General features: G+C 45.9%; 21 protein-coding genes and 1 pseudogene. 14 read left to right on the top strand and 8 right to left on the bottom strand.

Annotated features, from left to right (window positions below; genetic code table 11):
- Positions 1-45 precede the first annotated feature (45 nt).
- From AB6F11_RS19865 to AB6F11_RS19855, 3 genes and pseudogenes are all read left to right on the top strand, one after another.
- Positions 46-732 (top strand): annotated as a pseudogene (locus AB6F11_RS19865) (homocysteine S-methyltransferase family protein); the annotation flags it as partial.
- Between the two features lie 113 nt (positions 733-845).
- Positions 846-1856: a Gfo/Idh/MocA family protein gene (locus tag AB6F11_RS19860; protein WP_104216382.1), complete on the top strand. Its 1011-nt coding sequence runs from the start codon at positions 846-848 to the stop codon at positions 1854-1856.
- Positions 1857-1866: 10 nt separating this feature from the next.
- Positions 1867-3387: an SgrR family transcriptional regulator gene (locus tag AB6F11_RS19855; RefSeq protein WP_104216381.1), complete on the top strand. Its 1521-nt coding sequence runs from the start codon at positions 1867-1869 to the stop codon at positions 3385-3387.
- Between the two features lie 96 nt (positions 3388-3483).
- Here AB6F11_RS19855 and AB6F11_RS19850 read toward each other — a convergent pair whose 3' ends face one another.
- The 4 genes from AB6F11_RS19850 to AB6F11_RS19835 all read right to left on the bottom strand — a co-directional run bounded on the left by AB6F11_RS19850 (position 3484) and on the right by AB6F11_RS19835 (position 7671).
- Entirely contained in the window at positions 3484-4578 is a 1095-nt protein-coding gene (locus AB6F11_RS19850) for an HDOD domain-containing protein (RefSeq protein ID WP_102394448.1), read from the bottom strand.
- Between the two features lie 233 nt (positions 4579-4811).
- Entirely contained in the window at positions 4812-5867 is a 1056-nt protein-coding gene (locus AB6F11_RS19845) for an alcohol dehydrogenase family protein (protein WP_104216380.1), read from the bottom strand.
- Entirely contained in the window at positions 5864-6382 is a 519-nt protein-coding gene (locus tag AB6F11_RS19840) for a TetR/AcrR family transcriptional regulator (RefSeq protein WP_102398043.1), read from the bottom strand. The genes AB6F11_RS19845 and AB6F11_RS19840 overlap by 4 nt, the downstream gene beginning before the upstream one ends.
- Before the next feature lie 155 nt (positions 6383-6537).
- Complete coding sequence (locus AB6F11_RS19835; RefSeq protein WP_104216379.1) at positions 6538-7671, bottom strand: multidrug effflux MFS transporter; 1134 nt, start codon at positions 7669-7671, stop codon at positions 6538-6540.
- 97 nt (positions 7672-7768) lie between these two features.
- Here AB6F11_RS19835 and AB6F11_RS19830 point away from each other — a divergent pair, with 97 nt between their 5' ends.
- Positions 7769-8542, top strand: a complete 774-nt coding sequence (locus AB6F11_RS19830; RefSeq protein ID WP_017065211.1) for a helix-turn-helix domain-containing protein — start codon at positions 7769-7771, stop codon at positions 8540-8542.
- Positions 8543-8642: 100 nt separating this feature from the next.
- Here AB6F11_RS19830 and uxuA read toward each other — a convergent pair whose 3' ends face one another.
- From uxuA to AB6F11_RS19815, 3 genes are all read right to left on the bottom strand, one after another.
- Complete coding sequence (uxuA, locus tag AB6F11_RS19825) at positions 8643-9830, bottom strand: mannonate dehydratase (protein ID WP_104216378.1); 1188 nt, start codon at positions 9828-9830, stop codon at positions 8643-8645.
- A 208-nt stretch (positions 9831-10038) separates the two neighbouring features.
- Entirely contained in the window at positions 10039-10821 is a 783-nt protein-coding gene (locus tag AB6F11_RS19820) for an FCD domain-containing protein (RefSeq protein WP_061020948.1), read from the bottom strand.
- 107 nt (positions 10822-10928) lie between these two features.
- Complete coding sequence (locus AB6F11_RS19815; RefSeq protein ID WP_048610341.1) at positions 10929-11912, bottom strand: TRAP transporter substrate-binding protein; 984 nt, start codon at positions 11910-11912, stop codon at positions 10929-10931.
- A 300-nt stretch (positions 11913-12212) separates the two neighbouring features.
- Between AB6F11_RS19815 and AB6F11_RS19810 the strand changes: the two genes are divergently transcribed.
- The 9 genes from AB6F11_RS19810 (at position 12213) to AB6F11_RS19770 (ending at position 22064) form a co-directional block, all read left to right on the top strand.
- Positions 12213-12725, top strand: coding sequence for a TRAP transporter small permease (locus tag AB6F11_RS19810; RefSeq protein ID WP_017068142.1), 513 nt, complete (start codon positions 12213-12215; stop codon positions 12723-12725).
- Positions 12726-12740: 15 nt separating this feature from the next.
- Positions 12741-14048, top strand: a complete 1308-nt coding sequence (locus tag AB6F11_RS19805) for a TRAP transporter large permease (protein ID WP_017068141.1) — start codon at positions 12741-12743, stop codon at positions 14046-14048.
- A gap of 96 nt (positions 14049-14144) precedes the next feature.
- On the top strand, positions 14145-15608 hold the full coding sequence (locus tag AB6F11_RS19800; protein WP_017068140.1) for a fructuronate reductase: 1464 nt from the start codon (positions 14145-14147) through the stop codon (positions 15606-15608).
- Positions 15609-15620: 12 nt separating this feature from the next.
- The gene (gene uxaC / locus AB6F11_RS19795; RefSeq protein ID WP_104216377.1) at positions 15621-17033 is read left to right on the top strand and encodes a glucuronate isomerase; all 1413 of its coding nucleotides are present in this window, start codon (positions 15621-15623) and stop codon (positions 17031-17033) included.
- 3 nt (positions 17034-17036) lie between these two features.
- Complete coding sequence (locus tag AB6F11_RS19790) at positions 17037-18029, top strand: sugar kinase (RefSeq protein ID WP_104216376.1); 993 nt, start codon at positions 17037-17039, stop codon at positions 18027-18029.
- Between the two features lie 9 nt (positions 18030-18038).
- A complete protein-coding gene (locus AB6F11_RS19785) occupies positions 18039-18665 on the top strand; it encodes a bifunctional 4-hydroxy-2-oxoglutarate aldolase/2-dehydro-3-deoxy-phosphogluconate aldolase (RefSeq protein WP_017068137.1) in 627 nt (208 codons plus the stop codon).
- A gap of 129 nt (positions 18666-18794) precedes the next feature.
- Positions 18795-19298: a YgjV family protein gene (locus AB6F11_RS19780; protein ID WP_017057788.1), complete on the top strand. Its 504-nt coding sequence runs from the start codon at positions 18795-18797 to the stop codon at positions 19296-19298.
- A 272-nt stretch (positions 19299-19570) separates the two neighbouring features.
- Entirely contained in the window at positions 19571-21619 is a 2049-nt protein-coding gene (locus tag AB6F11_RS19775) for a glycoside hydrolase family 3 N-terminal domain-containing protein (protein ID WP_102398630.1), read from the top strand.
- Positions 21620-21683: 64 nt separating this feature from the next.
- A complete protein-coding gene (locus AB6F11_RS19770) occupies positions 21684-22064 on the top strand; it encodes a hypothetical protein (RefSeq protein WP_102321247.1) in 381 nt (126 codons plus the stop codon).
- Positions 22065-22353: 289 nt separating this feature from the next.
- Here AB6F11_RS19770 and AB6F11_RS19765 read toward each other — a convergent pair whose 3' ends face one another.
- Positions 22354-23295 carry a LysR family transcriptional regulator gene (locus AB6F11_RS19765; protein ID WP_102394441.1) on the bottom strand — a complete coding sequence of 314 codons (942 nt, stop codon included), beginning with the start codon at positions 23293-23295 and terminating at the stop codon, positions 22354-22356.
- A 126-nt stretch (positions 23296-23421) separates the two neighbouring features.
- Between AB6F11_RS19765 and add the strand changes: the two genes are divergently transcribed.
- Entirely contained in the window at positions 23422-24420 is a 999-nt protein-coding gene (add, locus tag AB6F11_RS19760; protein ID WP_017061091.1) for an adenosine deaminase, read from the top strand.
- Positions 24421-24639: the final 219 nt, after the last annotated feature.

The following is a 24639-nucleotide window of genomic DNA, read 5'->3' as shown; positions in this document are numbered from 1 at the left end:
CTTTGAAAAACAATATGTCGCTTAATGCGGTGTCCAGTCTAACTGGAGCAGATCAGTTTTGAACTAGCCGCACTGTCTGGTGAGCTGGCTAAAGCAGTTGCTAACAATGCTTCTCACACCGTAAAAGTGGCGGGCGCGATTCCACCGCCATTTGGCAGCTACCGACCAGACTTATTTAAGGTAGAAGAGGCAGCGCCAATCATTCAAACGCTTTACGATGCCCAGGATCCAAACATCGATCTTTGGATAGCGGAAACCATCTGCAGCCTGCAAGAGTTCGAATCCATTCATGCGGTACTTAAACAGTCCGATAAGCCTTGTTACTACGCATTCAGTTTGGAAGATACCAAGGGCGATTCTGCCAATATTCGTTCTGGCGAGAGCGTAACAGACGCCATCAAACTTGCCTGCCAATCAAACGCGACAGGCATTATGTTTAACTGTTCAGTGCCTGAAGTGATGGATCAAGCCATTATCGATGCCAAGAAAGTGATCGATGAGCTAGGCAGTGATTTAGAAGTTGGTGTCTATGCCAACAATTTTGCGCCTATCAGCAACGAACATGAAGCGAATGATATGTTTCAGGAGATGCGTGAACTGGATGGCCAAGGTTACTTAGCTTACGCAAAACGCTGGCACGCTCTTGGCGCGAATATTATCGGTGGCTGTTGTGGCATCGGGCCAAAACACATTCAAGCCCTAGCCGATTGGAAATGCTCCCTACAGAGCTAATCCTGAGCTTCAACTAGAATAAAATAAATAGAGAACAGGTTGAGAAATCTGTTCTCTATTTGTATGTGGCGTCTCTGAGTACACTGATACAAAACAACGATTTGGAGCAACTGATGAGCGACACGCAACGAAAAATTAAATGGGGCATCGCAGGGCTAGGCAATATCGCCAATCGATTCGCAACCGCAGTCACAGAGCACTCTCTGCATGGTGAGCTTGATGCGGTTGCCGCCAGAGATCACTCACGCGCAGCCACGTTCGCCAACAAGTTTGCTTGCGACAAGGCTTATGGTTCTTACGAAGAGATGGCGAATGACCCAAGTGTCGAAGCGGTTTACATCGCTACGGTTCACCCATACCACCAGCCACTTGCTGAACTGTTTCTGAAGAATAACAAGCACGTATTGGTCGAGAAGCCGGCTTTTACCAACCTTGGTGACTGGCTTGAGATGAAAGCCCTCGCCAAGCAAAATGGCGTGATGCTGTTAGAAGCAATGAAAACCGTGGTGTTTCCCGCATATCGTGAGCTCCAATCATTCTTGGTCGATAACAACATTCAGATAGATTCAATCGAAGCCAGCTTTGGTAACCATCATGACTATGAGCCCGATTTGTTTATCTTCAATCCGGATTTGTCAGGCGGAGCAACACTCGATGTTGGGGTCTATGGGCTTTGGTTCTTTTACGATCTGTGCCGAACGCTGGGTGTAAACCCTTCAAAACCTCAGGTAGAGATGTCGTGTCTTTATGAGGGAGCGAATGTTGATACCAATGCATGCTTTACATTCTCTGGTGATATAAGCGGTAAGATATCGGCATCAACAGTGCAAAACCTTCCCCGATCAGCACACTTGAGTGGACCTGAAACCAAAATCACCATTCACGAAAAATGGTGGAATCCGGCCTTTATTGAGATTGAACATCAAGGCCAAAAGTCGACCATTAACTACCGAGTGATAGGGAATGGATTCGAGTTTGAAATCGACCATTTTTCAGATTTGGTGCTTCAAGGCAAAACTGAATCGAATATCCTGAGCTCAGAGATAACCTCTCGAGTTCTCGATACGATGGAAAACGCACTGATTGATTCTGGCTATTCACATTTAACTCAACCTCGTCGTTAGGAAAAGCAAATTGGGCAACCTTAAGCGTAAGCTTGAACTGTATGAAAAGATATTTCAGGCTTTTGGGCCTGGAGTATCACACTGTCAGGTCAACCAACTGGCCACACTGCTGCACGTGAGTGAACGTCACGTTCAGACCTTACTCAAAGCGATGACAGCACAAGGCTGGATTGAGTGGCAAGCTAGCTCAGGCCGCAGCAAGAAGGCACAACTCACGTGTCTGGTTGAACCCATTGAGGCGTGTTACCAATACGCACAAACCCAAGCTGACGCAGGCAACATAGAACAGGTGTTTAGCACCTTGAGCTTCAACGGCCGCAATGCTGGCACTGAGTTGCAAGCCTTTCTAAGCAATACCAATCCGTCGACGCAGAATATCGCGTACATCCCGTTTCACCGAGAACTCGAAGCGCTTCACCCTCAACGCGTGCTTAGACGCACCGAACGTTTCTTAGTTATGCAAGTTTGCCAACGCCTAACCTCCGTTAAGCACGGCAAACTCAGCGGCGATCTGGCTTATCATTGGCAGGCTCATCAAGATGCAACACAGTGGCACTTTCAGATTCGTAATGGTGTTCACTTTCATAACGGTCGAACACTCGAACCTCAAGACATAGCGCGCAGCCTAAACTCGCTCTGCCAAAGCAAAATATGGCGTCGCTGTTATCAGCATATTGATGAGGTCTCTGTCTTGGCAGGCAATGTGGTTGTCGTGAAATTGAATCAACCTGATTGGCATTTACCGCGCCTACTTGCTAGGGCTGAAGCCTCCGTATTCGATCACTCATCACCGACTGATAGGCTGATTGGATCTGGCGCGTTCTCATTAGACATCTTCTCAAGCAAGATGTTGAGATTGAGCCGCAATAGCGCCTATTCACACAGCACGCCGATTCTGAATCGAGTCGAGTTGTGGGTCTATCCTGAATGGGCACAGAGCAAAGCCTGCGCTCAAAATCAGGTGTGCGTGAAACTGCCCGAGAAAACGACCAGCGTGCGTGGCGATGACCATTCTTCCCAACCAGATTTCGGCTCAACCTTCTTTAAGATTCAAAGCCCGATGTTGTCTTCAACCGTTCGTGAGTTCACCGTTGAAGACACCTCTGAATGCCAAGCCCTTTTCGATCAGTTGTCAGTGTCTGGCGACCACAAAACCAGCGTGGAATATGGGCACTACCTAACTCACTACCTAACTACCAAAGACGTCGCGCTGTGCAGTATTATTGATGAGAACGACACCTTCACTTCGTGGTTAAGCTTTTTCACTCGCTTCCCGTTTGAGGAATTAACTTTACCTTCTGAGATGCTAGAGACAATCGAACAAGGCTTAGCCTCAATAACAAACCAGCCCAACTTTGAGTTAGCAATGAATGCACTGTTGGTGCTTCGGCATTGGTTGCATGAATCTGGAGTTGTGGTTGAGCTCAAGCAAGAGGCGTTCAACTTAGAGGTTTCTGAAAAGATACACGGCGCACAAGTAAATGGTTTCGGTTGGTGCGAACTCGACAAGCTGTGGATTAGCCATTTGTAAGCGTATTTCGTAGCTGAATGTATTTCACAACCTAGCCCAACCAAGCTGCAACCAATCATTATGTTCAGTCACAGCGTAGGTCGAATAGGCTAAGGGTTAGCTCACTAGCGATAATTCAGACTCTTTATAGATACGGTTAGCCACTTTGTATGCAGCCGGAGACATCAGTGTCTCTTTGCATCTGCGCTTAAATTGCTCGACTTCAATCGTTTGTTCTTCCAGTAAATAGCACAGCTCACTCAAGTAGTTAGCTTCAAACACAGCTTGACCAAGTGGCGTGCATTCGTATCGGCTCGACTCTTGGTAGCCAATCGCGGTCAACACTGATTCTGGCAGTTCCCAGAACTTAGCAATGGTGTAAGTCAGGCGAATGGAGTAGCTGTTCATCAGGCGCTTCAATGCTAACGAGTTAGGTGGAACAGAAGGATCAACATGCTTGAAGGCTTCTACCATCATCTGGAAAATGATCATCTTGCCTAAGTTGCGAATTAACCCAACAAAATACGCCGCTGCTTGCTCTTCTTGAGATGAAGAGTCTTTCATCAACTCCTTAGAAAACGACGCGGTTTGAACACTGTGATTCCAAATTTTCTCACCGAAGTGACGCCAGTAAATATTGTTCCCCGGCGTGAAGTTCTTCATGTAGCTATTCACCACCCCTTCAACGAGCCCTTGAGAACCCATATTTAAGAATGCTGTTTTTAGGTCGGTAACCTGTTTTTCATTGCGTTTGTAAAAGGCGCTATTTGCCAGTTTAATCACATCGGCAGCCATACTCGGCTCGCGCTCAATCACTCTTAACAGAGTATCGACATCAAACTCATCGCTCTGTAATTCGCCCATTAACGTGGTCACAGAGGCTGGCATCACTGGAAGTTCATTAAGCAAGGCTTTTGGAGAGCGAATCAAGCGTTCGATTTGGCAAGCGACAAAATCACTAAATGGGTCTGACTCCGTTCGAAGGCGAGACTCTCCAAACAAATAATCAAGGAACTCACCATCGTGAAGGCTAAGCGTCTTATCGACGATTAATGATGATGGCTGAGCGGACGACGGCGGAACAAAGATTGAAGACTGAACAGAATCAGTAGCAACGGTTTGTTGTTGCTCTTGTTGGGCAGGCTCTGCAGAGGGTTTGTTTTTTGAATAAACAAAAGGTGAGAATAGTGCCTGCAATACCCTTTTAAACATCAATACGGCTCCTAGATGATTATCAAACAGTTCGGGATATATAGGCGGTGATTATCGCACAGGCAACTCATAAACCATACAGTGATAAATGAATCATTAACCTTTCAGCTGTATAGGATCTGTTACTCAACGGGTTGCAAGACTGAGCCCGCCAGCATTCGCCAGAAACAAAAAAGCGAGCACATGATACTGGCTCGCTCTTACATAGATTAGATGCGTGACACCGTCTAAAGTTAACTCTGAGCGACTTTCAACACGATCTTACCAACGTGTTTTTTCTTTAAGAACTCATCTTGCGCTTTATGGATATCGGCTAGCGGATAAGACTCTGCAACGATGGCGCCAATCTGCTGTTTCTCGATACGATTAACCAAGTTTTGGAATACTTGCGGTTCTAAAACCGTGCAACCAAAAAAGCTGAGGTCTTTGAGATACAAAGTTCGCACATCAAGCTCAACCATAGCGCCACCAATTGCGCCAGATACGGCATAGCGACCATGTGGTTTCAGCACTTCAAGGAATTCCGGCCATTTGTCACCGGCGACTAAGTCGATAACCACATTCACACTGCTTTCGCCTAGCGCTTTAACCAAATCCGCATCACGGGCAATCACTTCATCAGCGCCAAGTTCAAGTAACTGTTGGTTCTTGCTTGGGCTGGTAATCGCAATCACATACGCGCCGCGAGCTTTTGCTAGCTGAATAGCCGCAGAGCCCACACCGCCCGATGCACCTGAGATAAGCACGCGATCACCTTCAGCCACATTGGCACGAGTTAGCATGTTCTCTGCGGTCGAATAAGAGCATGGGAAAGACGCTAGCTCAACATCCGACATAGAACTGTTCACCGCGTAAGCATGCTTAGCTGCTACTTTGGTGTATTCAGCGAAACCACCATCGCATTCAGATCCGAAATACCATGGTTGTGGTAGATCTTGTCCATAAACCTCGGTCAAACAAGGCTCAATCAGAACACGCTCACCAATACGGTCAGCAGAGACTTCATTGCCGACTGCCACGATGAAGCCGCACACGTCAGCACCTTGGATACGAGGGAATTTCAACGCTTCACCCGACCAACTTGCGTCGTCTGAATCGTCGCTTTTAGAATACCAACCGATTCGTGTGTTGATGTCGGTGTTGTTCACGCCTGCTGCCATGACTTTGATCAGCACTTCATTAGGCTCAATTTGTGGAACAGCAATATCTTCACGGTAACCCAGCATCTCTGCACCACCGTGCCCTAACATCTCTGCGCCTTTCATTGTTTTCGGTAGTTCGAATTTCATCGTGTTTCCTCGAGTAATTTTGTCACCATATTCTGCGCCGATGCCACTGCTTCTTCGCCTAAGACTGGCCACGCGCTTGATACGCCTTCATGAAGTAAAAACAGCGGTGTCGCGAGATCCTCTCGCAGGCTCTGCTGGCCTATTAGCAAACGAACTTGTTCTTTATGCTGTGTAACCGCTTGGCTGATAAGCTCATTATCGGGAAACGCAGCCATCGCATTCATCGACATGCACCCATGTGGCGCATACTCTTCTAACCATTGTTGGAGCTTGTTGAAGATATGAGTAACCGATGCGAGCCCCTTTTCAGGCGACGTTTCCAACAAGAAATCTAAGTAGCGTTGGTGTCGATATTCCAAGGCACCAACGATCATCGCTTCTTTTGAAGGGAAATGTTTATACAAGGTTCTTAGGCTTACATCGCACGCCGTTTTCAGCTGTGCAACGCTCGGCTCAGCAAAACCTTGCTGGCTAAATGCCACCTCTAAGCTTGCTGCAATCTGTTCTCTCAACATAGTGCTCTCTCAATACCCGACAAAGGGTAGAATGATTGTTCTACCTACAGAGTAGAACGATCACTCTACCCCTGTCAATATCCAAATTTACAAACCAAGAAATGATAAATTCCGCGCCAAACAGGACACGGAATTTATCAATACAGATGAGAGACTTAGCGTTTAAGCTGGAGTCGACTGCGTATCGTCACCAGAACAGATAACGCGCCACAAAGTACCAACACTACACCTAGATCTTGGAGCATTCCCGCTAAAGCGAGCCCTGAGCCGATCAAGGTGTAATACATCAAACCAAACAGTGCGCCTGCACTTCCTGCTTGAGATTGGTAACGTACCAACGCTCGGCTCAATACATTGGGAATCGCAATGCCAAACGCCATAACCACCAACATCATTGGAAGCAAGAACCAGATCGTGTGTTGTGAAAAATACACACACACCGCACCTAATGTTTGAAGCCCTGCTGCGATACCAATCAGAGACATTGAAGACACTTGTCTCTTCAACAATGTCTTGTTCACCAAGCTTCCCAACAGAGTCCCGAACCCAAGCACAATGCCGCTGTAGCCAAACTGCTCAACGCTAAATCCAAGTTGAATGAAGGCAAATGAACCCAATTGATAATAGGAAAACAGTGCAATATTGAACGACGCGACCAGCAACGCAGACATCCATATATCGCTATCTTTGACCATGTGAATACTGAGTGACTTTAACTGCAATGGCTGCTTAGATTGTTGCGTTTCAGGCAATGACCATAGGCTATGTGCCAACAGCACTAACACCATAATAAACAGGGCAATAAACACATATTGATGCCCGCCCGCTTGGCTTAATTGACCGCCAAGAAGCAGCCCGATGATTGGGCTAATCGACAGCCCCATCCCCATGTAACCAAACACCTTGGCCAGTTCAGCGCCGCTAAAGGCATCTCGCAACATGGTTTGTGTCACAACCGAGCCAACCGCAAGCCCGAAAGCGCCCATGGCTCGGGCTATCATCAACCAAACAAAGCTATTGGTTTGCATAGCAATGAGTGCTGAACAAGCGAATAACCCCATGCCCAATAACATGGTTGGTCGGCGACCCCACTTGTCAGCTAACACGCCCCATACCACCACACCCACCGCAAATGCAGAGAAGTAAATCGATAGGGTTTGAGCAGCTTGTGTGTAACTGACATCAAAGGATTTCGATATTGAATCCAGAGTCGGGCTATAGATGGTTTCTGCGATTTGAGGGAACATCAGCAATAGCACCATTTGCCATAAAGAAGGTTTTGTTTTCATCATTTTTCCAAGACCAGTGAACTTGACGAGGAGTCTAGGGGAAACTAACCTTGGCTCGTTAACAACATTAAAACCAAAAACAACAAGATTAGGACAAATGGCATTAATCAGCGAAACCATTGAGTTTGATGCAGACAGCTTACCTGCGCCCGTAATAGGGATTGCGGCAGAGCTAGGTCAGCATGACTCAGGAATACATCACCACGTAAAAGGACAGTTGCTGTATGCTCCGCAGGGTTGCATCACCTTGACCTTAGAAAACGCCATTTGCATTTTGCCGCCGACTAAAGCCGTGTGGATCCCGCCTTATACCAAACATCGCGCGCAGATGACCAATGTGGTTGCTTATCGGTCGCTCTATTTTGATAGCAGTATTTACACCTGCCCAGAAGCGATTGAAATTGTGGAAGTGAATGAGCTTTTAAAAGCCCTGATCAATAAGATGGCTTTCTGGGATTGGGACGTTGCCCGCGAGCAAACCACCAATACCGCCAACCTATTCTGGGAAGAGTTTTACAGTGCTAACCAACACTCGTTTATCTTGCCACTACCGACAGATCGCCGCTTTAAAAGCTTTTGCAAACAAGTCCGAACCGCTTCCTTTCTTGCCCCAGCCCTCTCGACATTAGCGAACTCGGTTGGCGCAAGCACCAAAACGATTACTCGATTATTCAAAGCCGAAACAGGCATGACTTACCAAGAGTGGCGACAGCAATGGCGCTTGTTTAAAGCGATTGAACTGCTCTCAGAAAACCGACAAGTCGTTGATGTGGCTCATCTGCTAGAGTTCTCATCCAACAGTGCGTTTATCGCTTTTTTCAAACAGCAAACTGGACAAACCCCGTTGGCCTTTACCAAGTTAGGGGCGTGATTGTTGTTATCCAAACTCTGAAGTTTTACTGAGCTCAGATACAAAAAAACCAGAACATGAGTTCTGGTTTTTAGAAGTATTTTAAAGCTAGATGCCGTCGTTACTTGGTATAGAAAGCGCGTTTCAATGCCATCTCTAAACCGCGAACTTCAGCTAAGCCTTTCAATCGACCAATTGCCGAATAACCTGGGTTAGTGGTTTTCTTCAGGTCATCCAACATCTGATGACCGTGATCCGGGCGCATTGGAATCAAGCGGTGGTCGCCTACTTCTGCACGGCGATTTTCTTCATCCAAAATGGCCATTACAACGTTGTACATATCCACATCACCATCTAGGTGCGCTGCTTCGTGGAATGTCATAGGGTTGCTCTCTTCACGCTTAGTTGAACGCAGGTGCGTAAAGTAAATTCGGTCACCGTGCTTTTTGATCATATTAACCAGATCATTGTCACCACGAACACCGTATGAACCCGTACACATCGTCAAGCCATTCATTTTGCTCGGTACATGTTCGGTCAACCAATCAATGTCTTCGATCGTTGAAACGATGCGAGGCAAGCCTAGAATTGGACGCGGTGGATCGTCTGGGTGAACCGCCATCTTCAAACCATTCGCATCACAGATAGGCATCAGCTCAGCGAGGAAGTAAGACATGTGCCCACGTAGCTTGTCTTTGTCAATTCCCGCATAGCGATCTAGCTGTGCTTGAAACGCTTCTAGTGTGTAACCTTCTTCAGCGCCTGGCAGGCCAGCGATGATGTTATTGGTCAGTTGCTGAATTTGCTCAGGCGTCATGTTGTTGAAGTAATCCAACGCTTGCGCTTGCTCTGACTCTGAATAGTCCGATTCTGCACCCGGGCGCTTCAAGATATGCAGCTCAAATGCCGCAAACGCGATTTGGTCAAAGCGCAGTGCGCGAGAGCCATCAGGCATTTCAAATTCTAAATCGGTACGCGTCCAGTCCAACACGGGCATGAAGTTATAACAAACCGTATCGATGCCACACTCAGCAAGGTTAGACAGAGTTTGCTTATAGTTATCAATCCACTGCTGGTAGTTGCCAGTTTGAGTTTTGATCTCTTCGTGCACAGGCACGCTTTCTACAACCGACCACGTTAAGCCTTTCTCTTCGATAATGGCTTTGCGTTTCAGGATTTCTTCTTTTGTCCAAACTTCACCATTTGGAATATGGTGCAGTGCATTCACAATACCAGTTGCGCCCGCTTGACGAATGTCATCTAGCGAAACTTGATCATTAGGGCCGTACCAACGCCACGTTTGTTCCATGAGACTTACCTTTCTTTAAGACGCACTTAGCCGGCTCGAATTAATCAAGCTAAATGCAATAACGACTTCTTAATGGCAGTAATGATAATTACTGCCCGAGATAGCACCGGTCTACGCCGGTCTAAAGACGATTACCTATTAATAACCTAGTGAATGAATCAGCTTCCAAAAAGAGTTTTGTCGCAGAGTTCAACGTTAGCTTTCAGGACTAACTTTCCGTGCTAAGTAGCACCACTGGGTTAGAACTAAATAAGTAACCATCAAAGTTTGGGTCATCAATGTCTGACAGCGCTAACAAACGCTGCTTAACATTCTCAAGGTGTTGCCACATTGCGTTCTTAGCAGCGACAGGGTCTTTGCGCTGTAAGGCGGCGAGGATACGAGCATGATCATCTAACCATTCTTCACGGTAATCTTGACCACTGATGTGAGAGTGGAGTTTATTCCACATTGGACTCTTTTCGCGTCGATCCCAGGATTGTTTCAACATATCTACCAGCACAGAGTTTTGAGTAGCCTCTGCAATACACATGTGAAATCTTTCATCTCCGCTGCAATCGGTGGTACCGCTTGCAAGCTCTTCGCGCTCGAGTTCGAGTGCAGAGCGCATCTTAATGATGTCGCCCGGAGTGACCTGAGTTGCCGCAAACTCCGCGATATTACTTTCCAGTAATTGACGAGCCTGCAGCATCTCGAATGGACCAGCGTCATCGCTGACCACATTCTCGCGAGAATGAGTTGGAATATTCAAGACATAAACACCCGACCCTTTTTTCACCTCAACTAAGTTTTCAAGCTCCAGCATGATGATCGCTTCACGCACCACAGTGCGGCTTACATCTAGACGATCAGCAATATCGCGTTCTGGAGGTAACCTATCTCCGACCTTATACAGGCCTTCAATCAGTTCTTTTCTTAGTACTAACCCTATCTCCTGATAAGGTCTTTTCGGTTCGAAAGGCATCATGATGATATTGTCACTTCTTTCCATTGTATTTCTCTCGCCATCATAATGACCAAATATAATTGGTCAACCTCTATATCCTAAAATGCAGTAACACCTTGTTTTTGTATTACTCTTTTTTCTATATTTGCTTGTTATTCAACAGCCTGAATACGGTCAATCAATGCGCTCAATTCTGGATCCGCTTTATCTAGCGCGTCGTACATAGGTTGAACCGCTAGTGCGAACGCAGCCTTGTCTGGTTCCACAAAAGTCACGCCCATTTTCTCGGCTTTAGCACGCTCTTTTGCTTCCGATTCAGCCCACAATTTTTTCATCAATTCAGATGAATCACTTGCCGCTTTCATTAGCGCATCTTGTTGTTCTGTAGTCAGTTTATCGTATGCCTTGGTTGAGATAACCAACACATCCGGAACCATCGTGTGCTCATCTAAGCTGAAGTATTTAGACACTTCGCTGTGACGGCTCAAGCTGAAAGAAGGAATGTTATTTTCAGCCGCATCCACGACACCTTGCTGTAGTGCTGTGTACAACTCACCGTAAGCGAGTGGCGTTGGGTTACCGCCTAACGCTTTCACCATCGCAATTGCTGATGGGCTTGGTTGAACACGAACTTTCAAACCTTTCAGGTCTTCTGGTGTGTTAATTGGTTTATTGGTATAGAAGCTACGCGCACCAGCATCGTAGTAAGTCACACCAATAAAGCCGCTATCACGAGAAGAGTTAAGAATGTCACGGCCTACTTCACCATCAGTCACACTGTAGTAGTGCGCTTGATCGCGGAATAAGTAAGGCATGTTGAATGATGAATAAGCAGGAGAAAAAGCTTCTAATTCAGCAGCATTGCTTTTCACCATATCTAAAGCGCCATTCTGCATCAGCTCCATAGATTCACGCTGTGTACCCAATTGAGCATCAGGGTAAATACGAATGCGTACCTCACCATCCGTCAATTCACGTACTTCTTTCGCCATAAATGTCATCGCTTCATGTACTGCATGGTCACGAGGGTGGTTATGGCTCAGTTTCAATGTTGTCGCTGCATAAGCAGAAGCTGTTGCTCCAAAAGTGAAAGCAGCACCGACAACAGCACTAATCAAAGTTTTACGCGTCATCATCATTCTTATTCTCCGTGGATTGGTTATCCAATGTGTAGGGTATTTATTGTTCTGGGCTCATATTGGCGATCAAAAAACCAACCGTCAAAGCTGAAATTAAAATTGATTGACCAATATCACAATAAAAACCCACAAATTGGTCAACCAAAATCATTTGTGAAGTTGCTCACGCCAACCAAAGAATGAATGGCTTATGATTCGACCAGATTTTTGAACATCACTCCCCCTACACAGAAACAATTTCTTACATTGGTAAACCAATTGTTATGAGATACGCAATTTTGTTGAAAGGAAATAAACATGAATAAATTGGTCAGTTACATAAATAGAGGGTTGGCCGCCTTTACAGTGTCTCTATCGTCTTTCTTAGTACTGTGTGTGATATGGCAGGTTTTATCCCGCTATGTTATTGGCAAACCAAGTACTGTTACCGACGAGCTCGCTCGTTACCTCTTTATGTGGGTAGCCCTGATTGGTGCTGCTTACACAACAGGTCTGAAACGCCACCTTGCCATCGACCTACTTACGATGAAGCTGACTGGCAAACGTAAATTAATCAACGAAATCATTATCCAAATAGCCATCGCTTCTTTCTCTTATATCGTTCTGGTACACGGTGGCAGCCAACTTGCAGCTAAAACACTTGCGATGGGACAACTGACTCCCGCTCTAGGTTTAGAAATGGGCTACATCTACTTCTGCTTACCGGTTAGTGGCGCTTTGATGATTTTTTACTCAGTCGTATTTACCTACGAACGCGTTAAACAATTAATGTCAGGTGACGATTTGATCACCGACTCACAACTTGATTGATAGAAGGATTTCACAATGGAATGGCAAGTAATACTGACATTATTCGGTAGTTTCGCTGTACTGCTTACAATCGGTGTACCGGTCTCTTTTGCGATTGGTTTATCGTCACTAGCAACCATCTTAATGAGCTTACCGCTTGAGCCTGCAATTGCTGTAGTTGCTCAACGTATGGCGGCAGGCCTTGATAACTTTGCACTATTAGCAATTCCGTTCTTCATTTTGGCGGGCAACATCATGAACCAAGGCGGCATCGCGCTGCGTTTGATCAACTTCGCGAAAGTGTTGGGTGGTCGTCTACCAGGTTCACTCGCCCACGTAAACGTGATGGCAAACATGATGTTTGGGTCTATCTCAGGCTCAGCGGTTGCATCGGCTGCTGCAGTTGGTGGCACTATGTCTCCTCTGCAAAAGAAAGATGGATATGACGAAAACTACTCGGCTGCGGTAAATATTACGTCATGTCCTGCGGGCTTGCTTATCCCGCCCAGCAACACGCTGATCGTGTTCTCATTAGTTTCTGGTGGTACCTCTATTGCAGCATTGTTCTTAGCAGGCTACATCCCAGGCCTATTGATGGGGCTGAGCATCATGATGGTGGCAGGTATTATCGCGAAACGTCGTGGCTACCCAGTCGCAGCTCGTCCTTCCACATCAATGGTATGGAATACCTTCCTAAAAGCAGCACCTTCTTTAGCACTGATCGGCATCATCATGGGCGGCATCATTGGCGGTATCTTTACTGCGACTGAGGCTTCCGCAATTGCTGTGGTATACACGTTTGTTTTAGCTGTGCTTGTCTACCGCGAAGTGAAATGGGGTGATATTCCAAAGATCATCCTTGAGTCTGCAGTAACAACATCTATCGTTCTATTACTGGTTGGCGCATCAATGGGCATGTCTTGGGCAATGGCGAACGCCGATGTACCTTACATGATTGCCGATGCTCTACTCGCGGTTTCCGAAGACCCACTAATGATCCTACTGATTATCAACGTGATTCTGTTGATTGTTGGCATCTTTATGGATATGACCCCTGCGGTTCTTATCTTCACACCAATCTTCTTACCAATCGCGCTAGACCTAGGCATCGACCCTGTGCACTTCGGCATCATGATGACCTTCAACCTTGCTATCGGTATCTGTACACCGCCAGTAGGTAGTGCTCTGTTCATCGGTTGTTCGGTTGCCAACATTGCCATCGACAAAGTCATCAAGCCTTTATTGCCATTCTATGCCGCACTTATTGCAGCCCTAATGGCCGTTACTTTTATCCCTGAGCTGAGCTTGTTCCTACCTGAATTGGTACTGGGCTACGGTTCGTAATTTGGTCACAGATAGATTCTAAGACTGCTAAACACTCAAACGCTTTATCAAATAATAAAATCCCGCTGGTTCGCTGGCGGGAAAAGGAACTGAATAATGAAGACTGTTGCTAACTCTACGCTGCCAAACACTGTACTACGACCTGACTACGACCGTTCAGCACTCCAAAGCCGTATCGTGCACCTTGGCTTCGGTGCATTTCACCGAGCGCATCAAGCGTTGTTCACCAATGAAATGCTCAGCAAGACCAGCACTGATTGGGGTATTTGCGAAATTAACCTATTCGGAGGCGAAGACTTAATTGAATCACTTCGCACGCAAGATCACCTTTACACGGTTGCTGAAAAAGGCGCTGAATCCACAGACGTTAAAGTGATCGGCTCAGTGGCCGAATCTCTTCACCCAAGCCTAGACGGCATCGAAACCGTATTAGAAAAAATGGCCGAACCTCAAGTGGCTATCGTTTCTATGACCATCACAGAGAAAGGCTACTGCGCAGACCCAGCGACAGGAAAACTCGACAAAAATAACCCATTAGTCATCGCTGACCTAGCTAACCCAAGCGAACCTAAATCAGCATTAGGTTACATTGTGCAAGCGCTCAAAATTCGACGTGAACGTGGCTTAACACCATTCACGGTCATGTCTTGCGATAACGTGCAAGAGAACGGTCATGTAGCAAAAGCAGCGATCATTGAGTTTGCTCAACTGCTTGACCCAGAATTACGTGATTGGATTGAAACCAATGTCACCTTCCCATGCACCATGGTTGACCGTATCGTACCCGCAGCAACAGAAGAAACACTGACAGAAATTGCAGAACTGCTTGGTTGTGAAGACCCATGTGGCATCGCCTGTGAACCCTTCCGCCAATGGGTGATTGAAGATAACTTTGTGGCAGGTCGTCCAGATTGGAATGTCGCTGGCGCAGAGTTCGTAGAAGATGTGGTGCCTTACGAAGAGATGAAACTGCGTATGCTCAATGGCAGTCACTCTTTCCTTGCTTACCTTGGATACCTTGGTGGCTACGACCATATTTCCGACACTATGACGGATGCTGGCTACCGAAAAGCCGCTTTTGACATGATGATGAAATCACAGGCACCTTCGTTAACGATGCCTGAAGGGACTGATTTAGAAGGTTACGCAACCTTGCTGATCAACCGCTTCACTAACCCAAGCTTGAAGCACAAGACGTGGCAGATTGCGATGGATGGCAGCCAGAAGATCCCTCAACGTATGGGTGGCAGCTTACGATTCCATTTAGATCAAGGCTCAGATTTCTCGTGGCTTGCAACCGCCATCGCTGGCTGGATGCGCTATGTATCTGGCGTTGATGAGCAAGGCAATGAGATTGATGTCCGCGATCCAATGGCAGACACACTTCGCCAGATCTGCGACCAGCATGGACTCAATGTTTCTGTGGTTCCAGCATTACTTGCGGTTGAAGCGATTTTCCCTGCCGAGCTAGGCCAAGACCCGCAGGTCATTGATGCGGTAAGTTCAGCGTACCAATCATTAATTGAACACGGTGCCGTTGCGACCGTGGCTGCGTTATAAGGAGTACAAACAATGAAGAATTTCTTATGTGAAGACTTTTTACTGTCGAATGAGACTGCACGTCGTTTGTACCATGAACACGCAAGCCACCAGCCGATTTATGACTATCACTGCCATCTAAACCCGGCAGAAGTGGCTCAAGATCGTCAGTTCGAAAACATGTCTAAGATTTGGCTTGAAGGTGACCACTACAAATGGCGTGGTATGCGTTCAGCAGGGATTGATGAGCGTCTGATTACTGGAGGCGCAAGCGATTATGATAAGTTCATGGCCTGGGCTAGAACCGTCCCTCAAACCTTGGGCAACCCACTTTACCATTGGACTCATTTAGAACTACGCCGCCCATTTGGTATTACTGGCACTCTCTTTGGTCCAGAAACCGCAGACCAAATTTGGCACGAAGGCAACGAGCTATTAGCGACACCAGAATTTAGTGCTCGCGGCATCATGAAGCAAATGAATGTGGTGATGGCAGGTACGACAGACGATCCTATTGATTCTCTTGAACACCATAAAGCGATCGCTCAAGACAATTCATTTGATGTGAAGGTTCTACCAAGCTGGCGCCCAGATAAAGCGTTCAAAATTGAACTTGATGGCTTTGCTGATTACCTACAAAAATTAGGCATGGTTGCTGACGTTGAGATCACTCACTTCCATCATCTATTGAGTGCCTTAGACAGCCGCCTAGCGCATTTCAACAACCATGGTTGCCGTGCAGCGGACCACGGTATTGAAGTGGTTCGCTACGCACCTATTCCATCTGAATCAGATTTGGATGCCCTGCTAACTCGACGCCTCAATGGCGAAACACTCACCGATCTAGAATGTGCGCAGTTTTCAACAGCGGTTCAAGTGTGGTTAGGCAAGCGCTACGCCGCAATGGGTTGGGTAATGCAGCTTCACATTGGTGCTCAACGCAATAACAACACACGTATGTTCCAACTGTTAGGTGCTGATGCAGGATTTGATTCGATCAGCGACAAGACATTTGCCTTCGAACTGGCTCACCTTTTGGACGAGATGGATCAAAGCAATGAACTGCCTCGCACCATCCTTTACTGCTTAAACCCTCGCGATAACGAGATGATGGCAACCATGATTGGTAACTTCCAAGGTGGCGGCATCGCGGGCAAAGTTCAGTTTGGTTCTGGTTGGTGGTTCAACGATCAGAAAGACGGCATGCAACGCCAAATGGAGCAGCTATCTCAGCTTGGTCTGCTTAGCCAGTTTGTCGGAATGCTGACTGACTCTCGCAGCTTCTTGTCTTACACACGCCACGAATACTTCCGCAGAATTCTGTGTGACATGCTTGGTCGTTGGGCTGAAAACGGCGAGGTACCAAACGACATGTCACTGCTTGGCCCTATGGTCGAAGACATCTGCTTTGGTAACGCAAAACGCTACTTCGAAGAGAGGGCGTAACCCATGAAACATATCGCCATCATTGGTGAGTGCATGATCGAGCTTAACGGCAAACCGTTCGGCTCAATGCATCAAACGTTTGGCGGAGACACTCTCAATGCTGCGGTCTATTTAAGCCGCGGCTGTGAAGCCAACCTCAATCAAGATGACATCAAAGTGTCCTACGTCACGGCTTTAGGCGCAGACCCGATTAGCAAGGGAATGTTAGAACGCTGGCAACAAGAAGGGGTGTCGACGGACCTAGTTCTACAAGACAGCCAACGTACGCCAGGCCTATACCTGATTCAGCTTGATGACGCAGGTGAACGTACCTTTCTGTATTGGAGAAATCAATCGGCTGCACGCTACCTACTGCAGCACCCTGATTTCAATCAGATAAAGCAGGCACTGCGCAATGTCGATATGGTCTTTCTCAGCGGTATCACATTAGCGATTCTGCCTAAGCAAGATCGTATCGAGCTATTGAACATCTTGGTTGAGTTGAAGACACAAGGCGTTGAGATCGCCTTCGACAGTAACTTCCGCCCTGCACTTTGGCCACAGGACAAAAACCAAACCGTCAAAAACAGCTACCAAGCCATGTATACATTGACGGATTTAGCGTTAGTGACATTCGATGATGAACAGTTAATTTGGGGAGATGCTTCACCTGAACAAACCATTGAACGTCTAACTTCACTGGGTGTTAAGCGATGCATCGTAAAACTGGGGGCAGATGGCTGTCTCATTCAAGATGCCACAATGCAGGATGACGTAAATCCAGATTCTGGTACCGCTTCGGCTCCACGGGCGGTGCCGACCCTACCTGTTGAGCACGTCGTTGATACGACCTCAGCAGGAGACTCATTCAATGGCGGATTTTTATCTGCTTACCTTGCGGGCGAAGACTTAACAAAGTCATGCCAGCGCGGCAATACCATGGCAGGCGTCGTTATCCAACATCGTGGGGCCATTATTGCAAAAGAACTAACTCAAGCGGCCATCACAGCCATTTAAGGAATACCAATGTCTAACATCAAACAACAACTGAAAACACTGAAAGTTATCCCTGTGATCGCTATCGACAACGCTGAAGACATCATCCCTCTGGGTAAAGTGTTAGCTGAAAATGGTTTACCTGCAGCAGAAATTACATTCCGTTCGGAAGCTGCAGTTGAAGCTATTCGTCTACTTCGTGAATCACAACCAGATATGTTGATCGGCGCAGGCACTGTGCTCAATCGTGAGCAAGCTATTGCGGCTAAAGAAGCAGGCGCAACGTTCGTCGTCTCTCCTGGATTTAATCCAAACACGGTAAGAGCCTGCCAAGAGATTGGTATTGATATCATTCCTGGGGTCAACAACCCGAGCACAGTAGAAGCCGCTCTAGAAATGGGCTTAACCACATTGAAGTTCTTCCCTGCTGAAGCATCAGGTGGCATCAACATGGTTAAGTCACTTCTTGCGCCTTACACGGATATTGAAATCATGCCGACAGGTGGCATTAACCCAAACAATATTAAAGACTACCTAGCGATACCTCGAGTACTCGCATGCGGTGGTACTTGGATGGTAGATAAGAAGCTGATTGAAGAAGGCAATTGGGAAGAGCTGGCTCATTTAACTCGTGAAGCCGTTAAGTTAGTCAATTAAACCTAGTGCAATAGCATTTTGACGTTATATCTAGCCCTCCTTTTGGAGGGTTATTTTATGGTTGAGCATTATTCTTTCAAAGTTAATATTTAATCGTGCTCGATAGCATCTTAAAAATAAAGGCTAAATATGGAAAACTGGATAACACAAGGAGTTGGCGGCCTGGCTTTTTGTATCGGTGTAATGGCCTTTTGGCAAAAAGATGATATGCGTTTTCGCTACCAGATGATGATCTTTTGTTTTGTAATGAGTATCCATTTCATATTAATGGGCGCCATAGTGGCGGCTATAGGCGTAATTATTAATGCTATTCGCAGCTATGTATCGATAAAAACTCAATCGCGCAAAGTGATGTGGTTCTTTATTGGCTTGATGTGGTGCATGACTTTACCCAACATGAATCATTTCTTTGAATTTATTACGGTTGTTGGTTCATCCGTTGCGACATGGGCACTCTTTTCAAGACAAGGCATCGCATTGAGGTCCTTGATCTTATTCAATTCTTTCTGTTGGGCTAGCCATAACATTTGGATTGGTTCGATTGGCGGGTCCTTTGTCGAAATCACCTTTATTGTCACCAACATGGTCACTATCTATCGTTTACATCAACGCAGATTGTTAACTATAAAATAGGCAATATATTTTTTATTCTAAATTTAAAATATGGAAGTAATACATCACTAATTAAATGGGGGATTAATTGGATATCAAAAAATTAAATCTAGTTAAGTTTACGTTATTTAAACTTCGTCAATATATTTCCAATACTAAATTGAATTAAATCACCAATTAAATTTATATGGTGATCCAAACCTTTAGTTTGACCTATTTTGGTTAACCAATAGTCCATTAATTATTAAAATTGGTCATGTACTTATTATTATACTAACAATAGGATCGTGACCATGAAGCGTCTTACCCTGACACCTATAGCAATCGCGTTGCTTCTTGCAGGATGTAACTCATCTGATAGCGACAATAACTTCCAGCAACCCCAAGTTCACTCTCGTGTTCATGATGTATTGAACGTTGAGGGCTACCAATTCCGAGATTCTAACGGTAATGGAACACTGGAGCCTTTTGAAGACTGGCGATTATCTCCAGAAGAGCGAGCAGCAGACTTGGTTAGCCGCATGACGCTAGATGAGAAAGCCGGCATGATGCTCATTGACACCTTAAACTCGTCCAAAGGTGGGCTCGTTAGTAGTAAAGGACAAGACATGATTGGCGATGCCCAAATGACGCGCTTTATCTTCCGTAACAGCGTAGTTGAAACACCTACCAATGCGCCTGATTGCGATTCAGGCCGTTCAGGTTGTCAGATAACCCCAACAGAAGCTGCCCAGTTCATGAATAGTGTTCAAGAACTGCGTGAACAGACGCGAATGGGTATCCCCGCTCTATTCAAATCCAATGCTCGTAACCACATAGATCCATCAGCTAAAGCAGGGATCAACGTTTCTTCAGGTGCCTTTTCTGCTTGGCCTAAAGAGGCAGGTTTAGCAGCCACTCGCGACATGGATTTAATCACTGAATTTGCAGGTATCATGAATGAAGAATGGTCTTCAATTGGCCTACGCAGTATGTACGGATACATGATGGATTTGGCGACAGAACCTCGTTGGTACCGAGTACACGAAACCTTTACCGAAGATGCAGATTTAGCGTCTGACATTATGCGCTCACTTATCAAAGGGTTGCAGGATGGCGGTGAGGTCAACGAAGACAGTATCGCGCTAACCATCAAACACTTCCCTGGTGGCGGTCCACAAGAAAACGGTGGTGACCCACATTATGACTTCGGTAAAAACCAAGTCTATCCAAAGAACAATTTTGATTACCACCTAAAACCGTTTATTGCTGCGATTGAGGCTGGCGCTTCTTCAATCATGCCTTACTACGGCATCCCTGTAGATCAAAAGTGGATGCCAAACGATGTTGGTATGTCCTTCTCAAAAGGCATTGTTACCGACCTTCTCAGAGACGAATTGGGCTACACAGGTAACGTGAACTCAGATACCGGCATTATTGGCGATCGTGCATGGGGTGTGGAACACAAAACGATTGATGAGCAGGTTGCCATGGCGGTCGAAGCTGGAGTCGATGTTCTTTCAGGTTTCCATGATAAAGAAGTCATCGTGAAACTCGTGGAAAAAGATCTGCTTACCGAAGAGCGTGTCGACCTATCAGTCACACGCTTACTTGAAGAACAATTCAAGCTTGGCCTTTTCGAAAACACTTACGTTGATGAGAAAAAAGCCCAAGAGATTTTAGGCAACGAGAAGTACCAAGAACGCGCTGATTACGCACAGAAAAAGTCTGTCGTCTTACTTCAAAATACCAATAAGACTTTACCTCTAGCTGAATCAACCGCACAAAATCCTGTTGCTCTGTATGTCATGGGAATGGACGAAAACATTGCAGGAGACGACAAGTACAACTTTACCGTGACTTCCGGAGATTACGAAGCGGGAGAAACGCGTCCACCAGTACCAGCCGATACGGACTATGCGGTTATTCGTGTTCGCGTATCTAACGAAGGCTCAGATCCTGATCTTATCTTTGGTGGCGCGAACCCAGATGAACTCGATATTCTTGCGTTCAGTGAAATGGCTACAGCTGCATCTTGGCATATTGAACCAAGCCTAAGCGACATCAAAGCCGTTATGAACGAAGTGGGCGCTGACAAAACGGTATTGTCCATCAACTTTAGACAACCCTTCGTGCTAGACGATCAAAGTAATCTTAAGCAAGCCGGTGCCGTGATCGCCACATTTGGTGTCTCGGACAGCAACCTAATGGAAGTACTTTCAGGCAACTTTGCTCCTCAAGGAAAACTGCCATTTGCTTTAGCGAACAGTGCCCAAGCCATTCAAAACCAAGACTCAGACTACCCTGGGTACGATCAAGCCGACACCCTTTACCCGTTCGGACATGGTTTAAGTTACGAATAATATTTGAGCTAATTCAGGCAGTGTTGAGCACTGCCTTTCCTTCTTAGATACCAAGGACAAAGTCATGGAACATATCTTACAACTGGGTTGGGATGATCACGCTATTCCACATAAAATCTGGATAGAACAATACTACGATGGGTGTCGTATCTGCTTGAAAGTCGTAAAAGACGTTGAGCCAGAAATGCTCTCATTGATTGTTCCAAATATTGATGTGCAAACCACTCATAAGGCGTGGCAAGGCAAAGCGACGAACATTACACCAGCCTATGATGACGGCGTGTTGTTCACTCAAACTCGCTCGCTATTCAATTTGCCTCATGGCTGCGTGATTTGGGCGGTAACACATATCCAGATGCAAAACGGCTTAAAAATGTCGGCAGACAAATTGTGCTTCGTACCAAAATACAGCAATCAAGTTTCTTGTTTTAAGGTTCCAGCATAACGTAACAACAAGCCGAGTCGCTTATCCAACTTGGCACTAATCTGCGAAGAACCATAAAAAAGGCCAGCGTATACACGTTGGCCTTACTTCTGTCTGTCTGTCTGTCTGTCATCAGGATTAAGCACTAATCAATCAACACCAACGAATCGATGGCATTGAATTCATTTAGATATCTCATTCTTGGCGGGCATTTGGCACCCGTAATAAGACGATGCTCATTCGAAAAAGACGAAATAAATTTTAAAAAAGTTATTTCGCCGTTTTTATCATCGTAGCTCGCGGTTTACAGCTAGGGTTCTTGGGTCTTATTGACTATAAGGTCGCGAAGCCATTTGTGGCTTGGTTCAGAGTCAAAATAACGATGCCAAAGCAAAAACAAACCACCGGGAACCAACTCAATGGGAATCGGTTTCATCACCAGTTCGCCACTCTCAATATAGTCACAAACCGAGTTGTACGGATAACACATTAACAAATCGCTTTGCTTGCACAGCTTTACTGCGCTGGTGATGTCCGACACGTTGGCGGCTTTGTTAATTTGAAGCTGTTTGGCTTGCAAGATCTCCAGAAGCAACCAGTCGCCAACGCCACCAGTGACTAACTGAATATGACGGTATTTAAGGAAGGCTTGCAGATTCCACTCTTCTTGAAGTACTGGGTGATCATTTCGCATCAAGCACACAGAGTAATCTTGCAGCAACTCGACGTGGTTTAGCTCGGCAGGGATATTTTGAATGTGGGTGCTAGCCCTTTCATCGAGCTCAAAAATTCCAATCCCGAAATCGACCTCACGCTTTAGTAAGCGCTTAAAGGTTTCGCTGCTCCAAGTAGTGCTGTTTACCGTAATGTTCGGCGCATCTGCTAGCGCGTTAGGCATAAATTTAGGGTAAATCGCGGTATAAGCGGTTTCAACAAGATCGATATTAAAAGTACGTTCGCTGTCTTTCGGCTCAAAAATGTCCGGCACGGTTAGCTGTTCAACTTGCAGAAGGATTTGATGAATTTTAGGCGCTAAAGAGGTGGCTTTCGGTGTTGGAAACAGGCCTTTTGACTCACGTTCAAACAAAGGGTCGTCAAACAAAGAACGCAGCTTAGTGAGTTGTTTACTCACCGCAGACTGACTAAGGAACAATCGCTCTGCCGTTTTGCTCACGCTGCGCTCTTCAAGCAACACGTGTAAACACAGCAGTAAATTCATATCACATTTGAGTAAGCTTTTAACATCTACCATGATATTCCTTAGATTCAGATTAATGATGACTTTATGTCACTTTAAATCATATCACAAACTTGTTAATTTAAGCCCATGTAACCTATGAGTTAATAACTCAAAAAATAATAGACCTAAGGAATACTCATGAACTTTCTAGCACTCCCTAAGATTGATCTGCACTGCCACCTAGACGGAAGTGTTCGTCCAGACACCATTATTGATCTGGCGAAACAGTACGGAATCGAACTTCCAGAAGACCGTGAAGCGGTAGTAAAGTCTCTAACAGTGCCTGAAGATTGCAAAAACCTTGATGAGTACCTAGCTTGCTTTAGCCTGCCACTGCAAGTGATGCAAACGGAAGAAGCGATTGAGCGTATCTCTTTTGAGCTTTACGAAGACGCAGCACTAGAAAACGTTAAGTACCTAGAAGTTCGTTTTGCACCGATTCTTCACGTAAACAAGGGCTTGTCTCTTGATGCAATCATCGCAAGTGCGGTTAAAGGCATGAAGCGTGCAGAAGAGAAATACGACATTAAGGGCAACTACATCATGTCTGTACTTCGTATGTTCCCGAAAGACTCAATCAAAGATGTAATCGACGCTGGTAAACCATACCTTGGTAAAGGCGTGGTTGCGTTTGATATTGCAGGCGGTGAAAAGCCGGGCTTCTGCGCTGAATTCCCTGAGTACACGCAATACGCTATTGAACAAGGCTACCGTGTGACGGTTCACGCAGGTGAGCAATGGCATGGTCAGAACGTTTACGATGCAGTCACACTGCTTGACGCTGAGCGTATCGGCCACGGTGTCCACATCCAAGGTAACGAAGACGCGTACAACATCGTTAAAGAGAAGCAGGTTGCGCTTGAAACTTGCCCAACAAGTAACGTGCAAACTAAATGTATTCACAAATTCAGCGACCACCCAATTGCTGAATTCAAGAAAGACGGCATCGTTGTAACGATCAACACAGACAACCGCACTGTGTCGAACACAACCATGACTAACGAAGTGAAGCGTGTATGTGAAACGTTCGGTCTAACACAAGAAGACTACGCAGAGATCTACAAGTACTCTGTAGAGAGCGCTTTTGCTTCAGACGAAGTGAAACAGCACCTAATGGGTTTCGTTGAGCAAATCTAATTTGAGCAATCTTGATTGCTAAATAGAAAAACAGGAAGAGAAAGGCTTAGGCTTTTCTCTTTTTTTATGTCCAATTATCCGTATTCTAATATCGATGTTGACGAATGGGATGCAAACAATGAAAACAGAACTCGAGAAAATGCTGTCCGGCGAGATTTTTGATGGGCTTTGTTTCCTAATTGGATCTCAGATAGAAACGGCCAGTATGGGTGATTATTA

Source organism: Vibrio sp. 10N.247.311.14 (assembly GCF_041467715.1).
GTDB classification, from domain to species: domain Bacteria; phylum Pseudomonadota; class Gammaproteobacteria; order Enterobacterales; family Vibrionaceae; genus Vibrio; species Vibrio crassostreae_C.
Note: the sequence above shows the minus strand (reverse complement) of the source record. Positions and strands in the feature narration are given on the sequence as shown.

Bases quoted from the DNA above. Each gene is read 5' to 3' on its own strand.
- AB6F11_RS19850 (WP_102394448.1), bottom strand. From the start codon at position 4,578: ATGTTTAAAAGGGTATTGCAGGCACTATTCTCACCTTTTGTTTATTCA.
- AB6F11_RS19780 (WP_017057788.1), top strand. From the start codon at position 18,795: ATGGAAAACTGGATAACACAAGGAGTTGGCGGCCTGGCTTTTTGTATC.
- AB6F11_RS19835 (WP_104216379.1), bottom strand. From the start codon at position 7,671: ATGAAAACAAAACCTTCTTTATGGCAAATGGTGCTATTGCTGATGTTC.
- AB6F11_RS19820 (WP_061020948.1), bottom strand. From the start codon at position 10,821: ATGGAAAGAAGTGACAATATCATCATGATGCCTTTCGAACCGAAAAGA.
- AB6F11_RS19770 (WP_102321247.1), top strand. From the start codon at position 21,684: ATGGAACATATCTTACAACTGGGTTGGGATGATCACGCTATTCCACAT.
- AB6F11_RS19810 (WP_017068142.1), top strand. From the start codon at position 12,213: ATGAATAAATTGGTCAGTTACATAAATAGAGGGTTGGCCGCCTTTACA.
- AB6F11_RS19805 (WP_017068141.1), top strand. From the start codon at position 12,741: ATGGAATGGCAAGTAATACTGACATTATTCGGTAGTTTCGCTGTACTG.
- AB6F11_RS19790 (WP_104216376.1), top strand. From the start codon at position 17,037: ATGAAACATATCGCCATCATTGGTGAGTGCATGATCGAGCTTAACGGC.
- AB6F11_RS19800 (WP_017068140.1), top strand. From the start codon at position 14,145: ATGAAGACTGTTGCTAACTCTACGCTGCCAAACACTGTACTACGACCT.
- AB6F11_RS19840 (WP_102398043.1), bottom strand. From the start codon at position 6,382: ATGTTGAGAGAACAGATTGCAGCAAGCTTAGAGGTGGCATTTAGCCAG.
- uxuA (WP_104216378.1), bottom strand. From the start codon at position 9,830: ATGGAACAAACGTGGCGTTGGTACGGCCCTAATGATCAAGTTTCGCTA.
- AB6F11_RS19845 (WP_104216380.1), bottom strand. From the start codon at position 5,867: ATGAAATTCGAACTACCGAAAACAATGAAAGGCGCAGAGATGTTAGGG.
- uxaC (WP_104216377.1), top strand. From the start codon at position 15,621: ATGAAGAATTTCTTATGTGAAGACTTTTTACTGTCGAATGAGACTGCA.
- AB6F11_RS19860 (WP_104216382.1), top strand. From the start codon at position 846: ATGAGCGACACGCAACGAAAAATTAAATGGGGCATCGCAGGGCTAGGC.
- AB6F11_RS19785 (WP_017068137.1), top strand. From the start codon at position 18,039: ATGTCTAACATCAAACAACAACTGAAAACACTGAAAGTTATCCCTGTG.
- add (WP_017061091.1), top strand. From the start codon at position 23,422: ATGAACTTTCTAGCACTCCCTAAGATTGATCTGCACTGCCACCTAGAC.
- AB6F11_RS19830 (WP_017065211.1), top strand. From the start codon at position 7,769: ATGGCATTAATCAGCGAAACCATTGAGTTTGATGCAGACAGCTTACCT.
- AB6F11_RS19775 (WP_102398630.1), top strand. From the start codon at position 19,571: ATGAAGCGTCTTACCCTGACACCTATAGCAATCGCGTTGCTTCTTGCA.
- AB6F11_RS19765 (WP_102394441.1), bottom strand. From the start codon at position 23,295: ATGGTAGATGTTAAAAGCTTACTCAAATGTGATATGAATTTACTGCTG.
- AB6F11_RS19815 (WP_048610341.1), bottom strand. From the start codon at position 11,912: ATGATGACGCGTAAAACTTTGATTAGTGCTGTTGTCGGTGCTGCTTTC.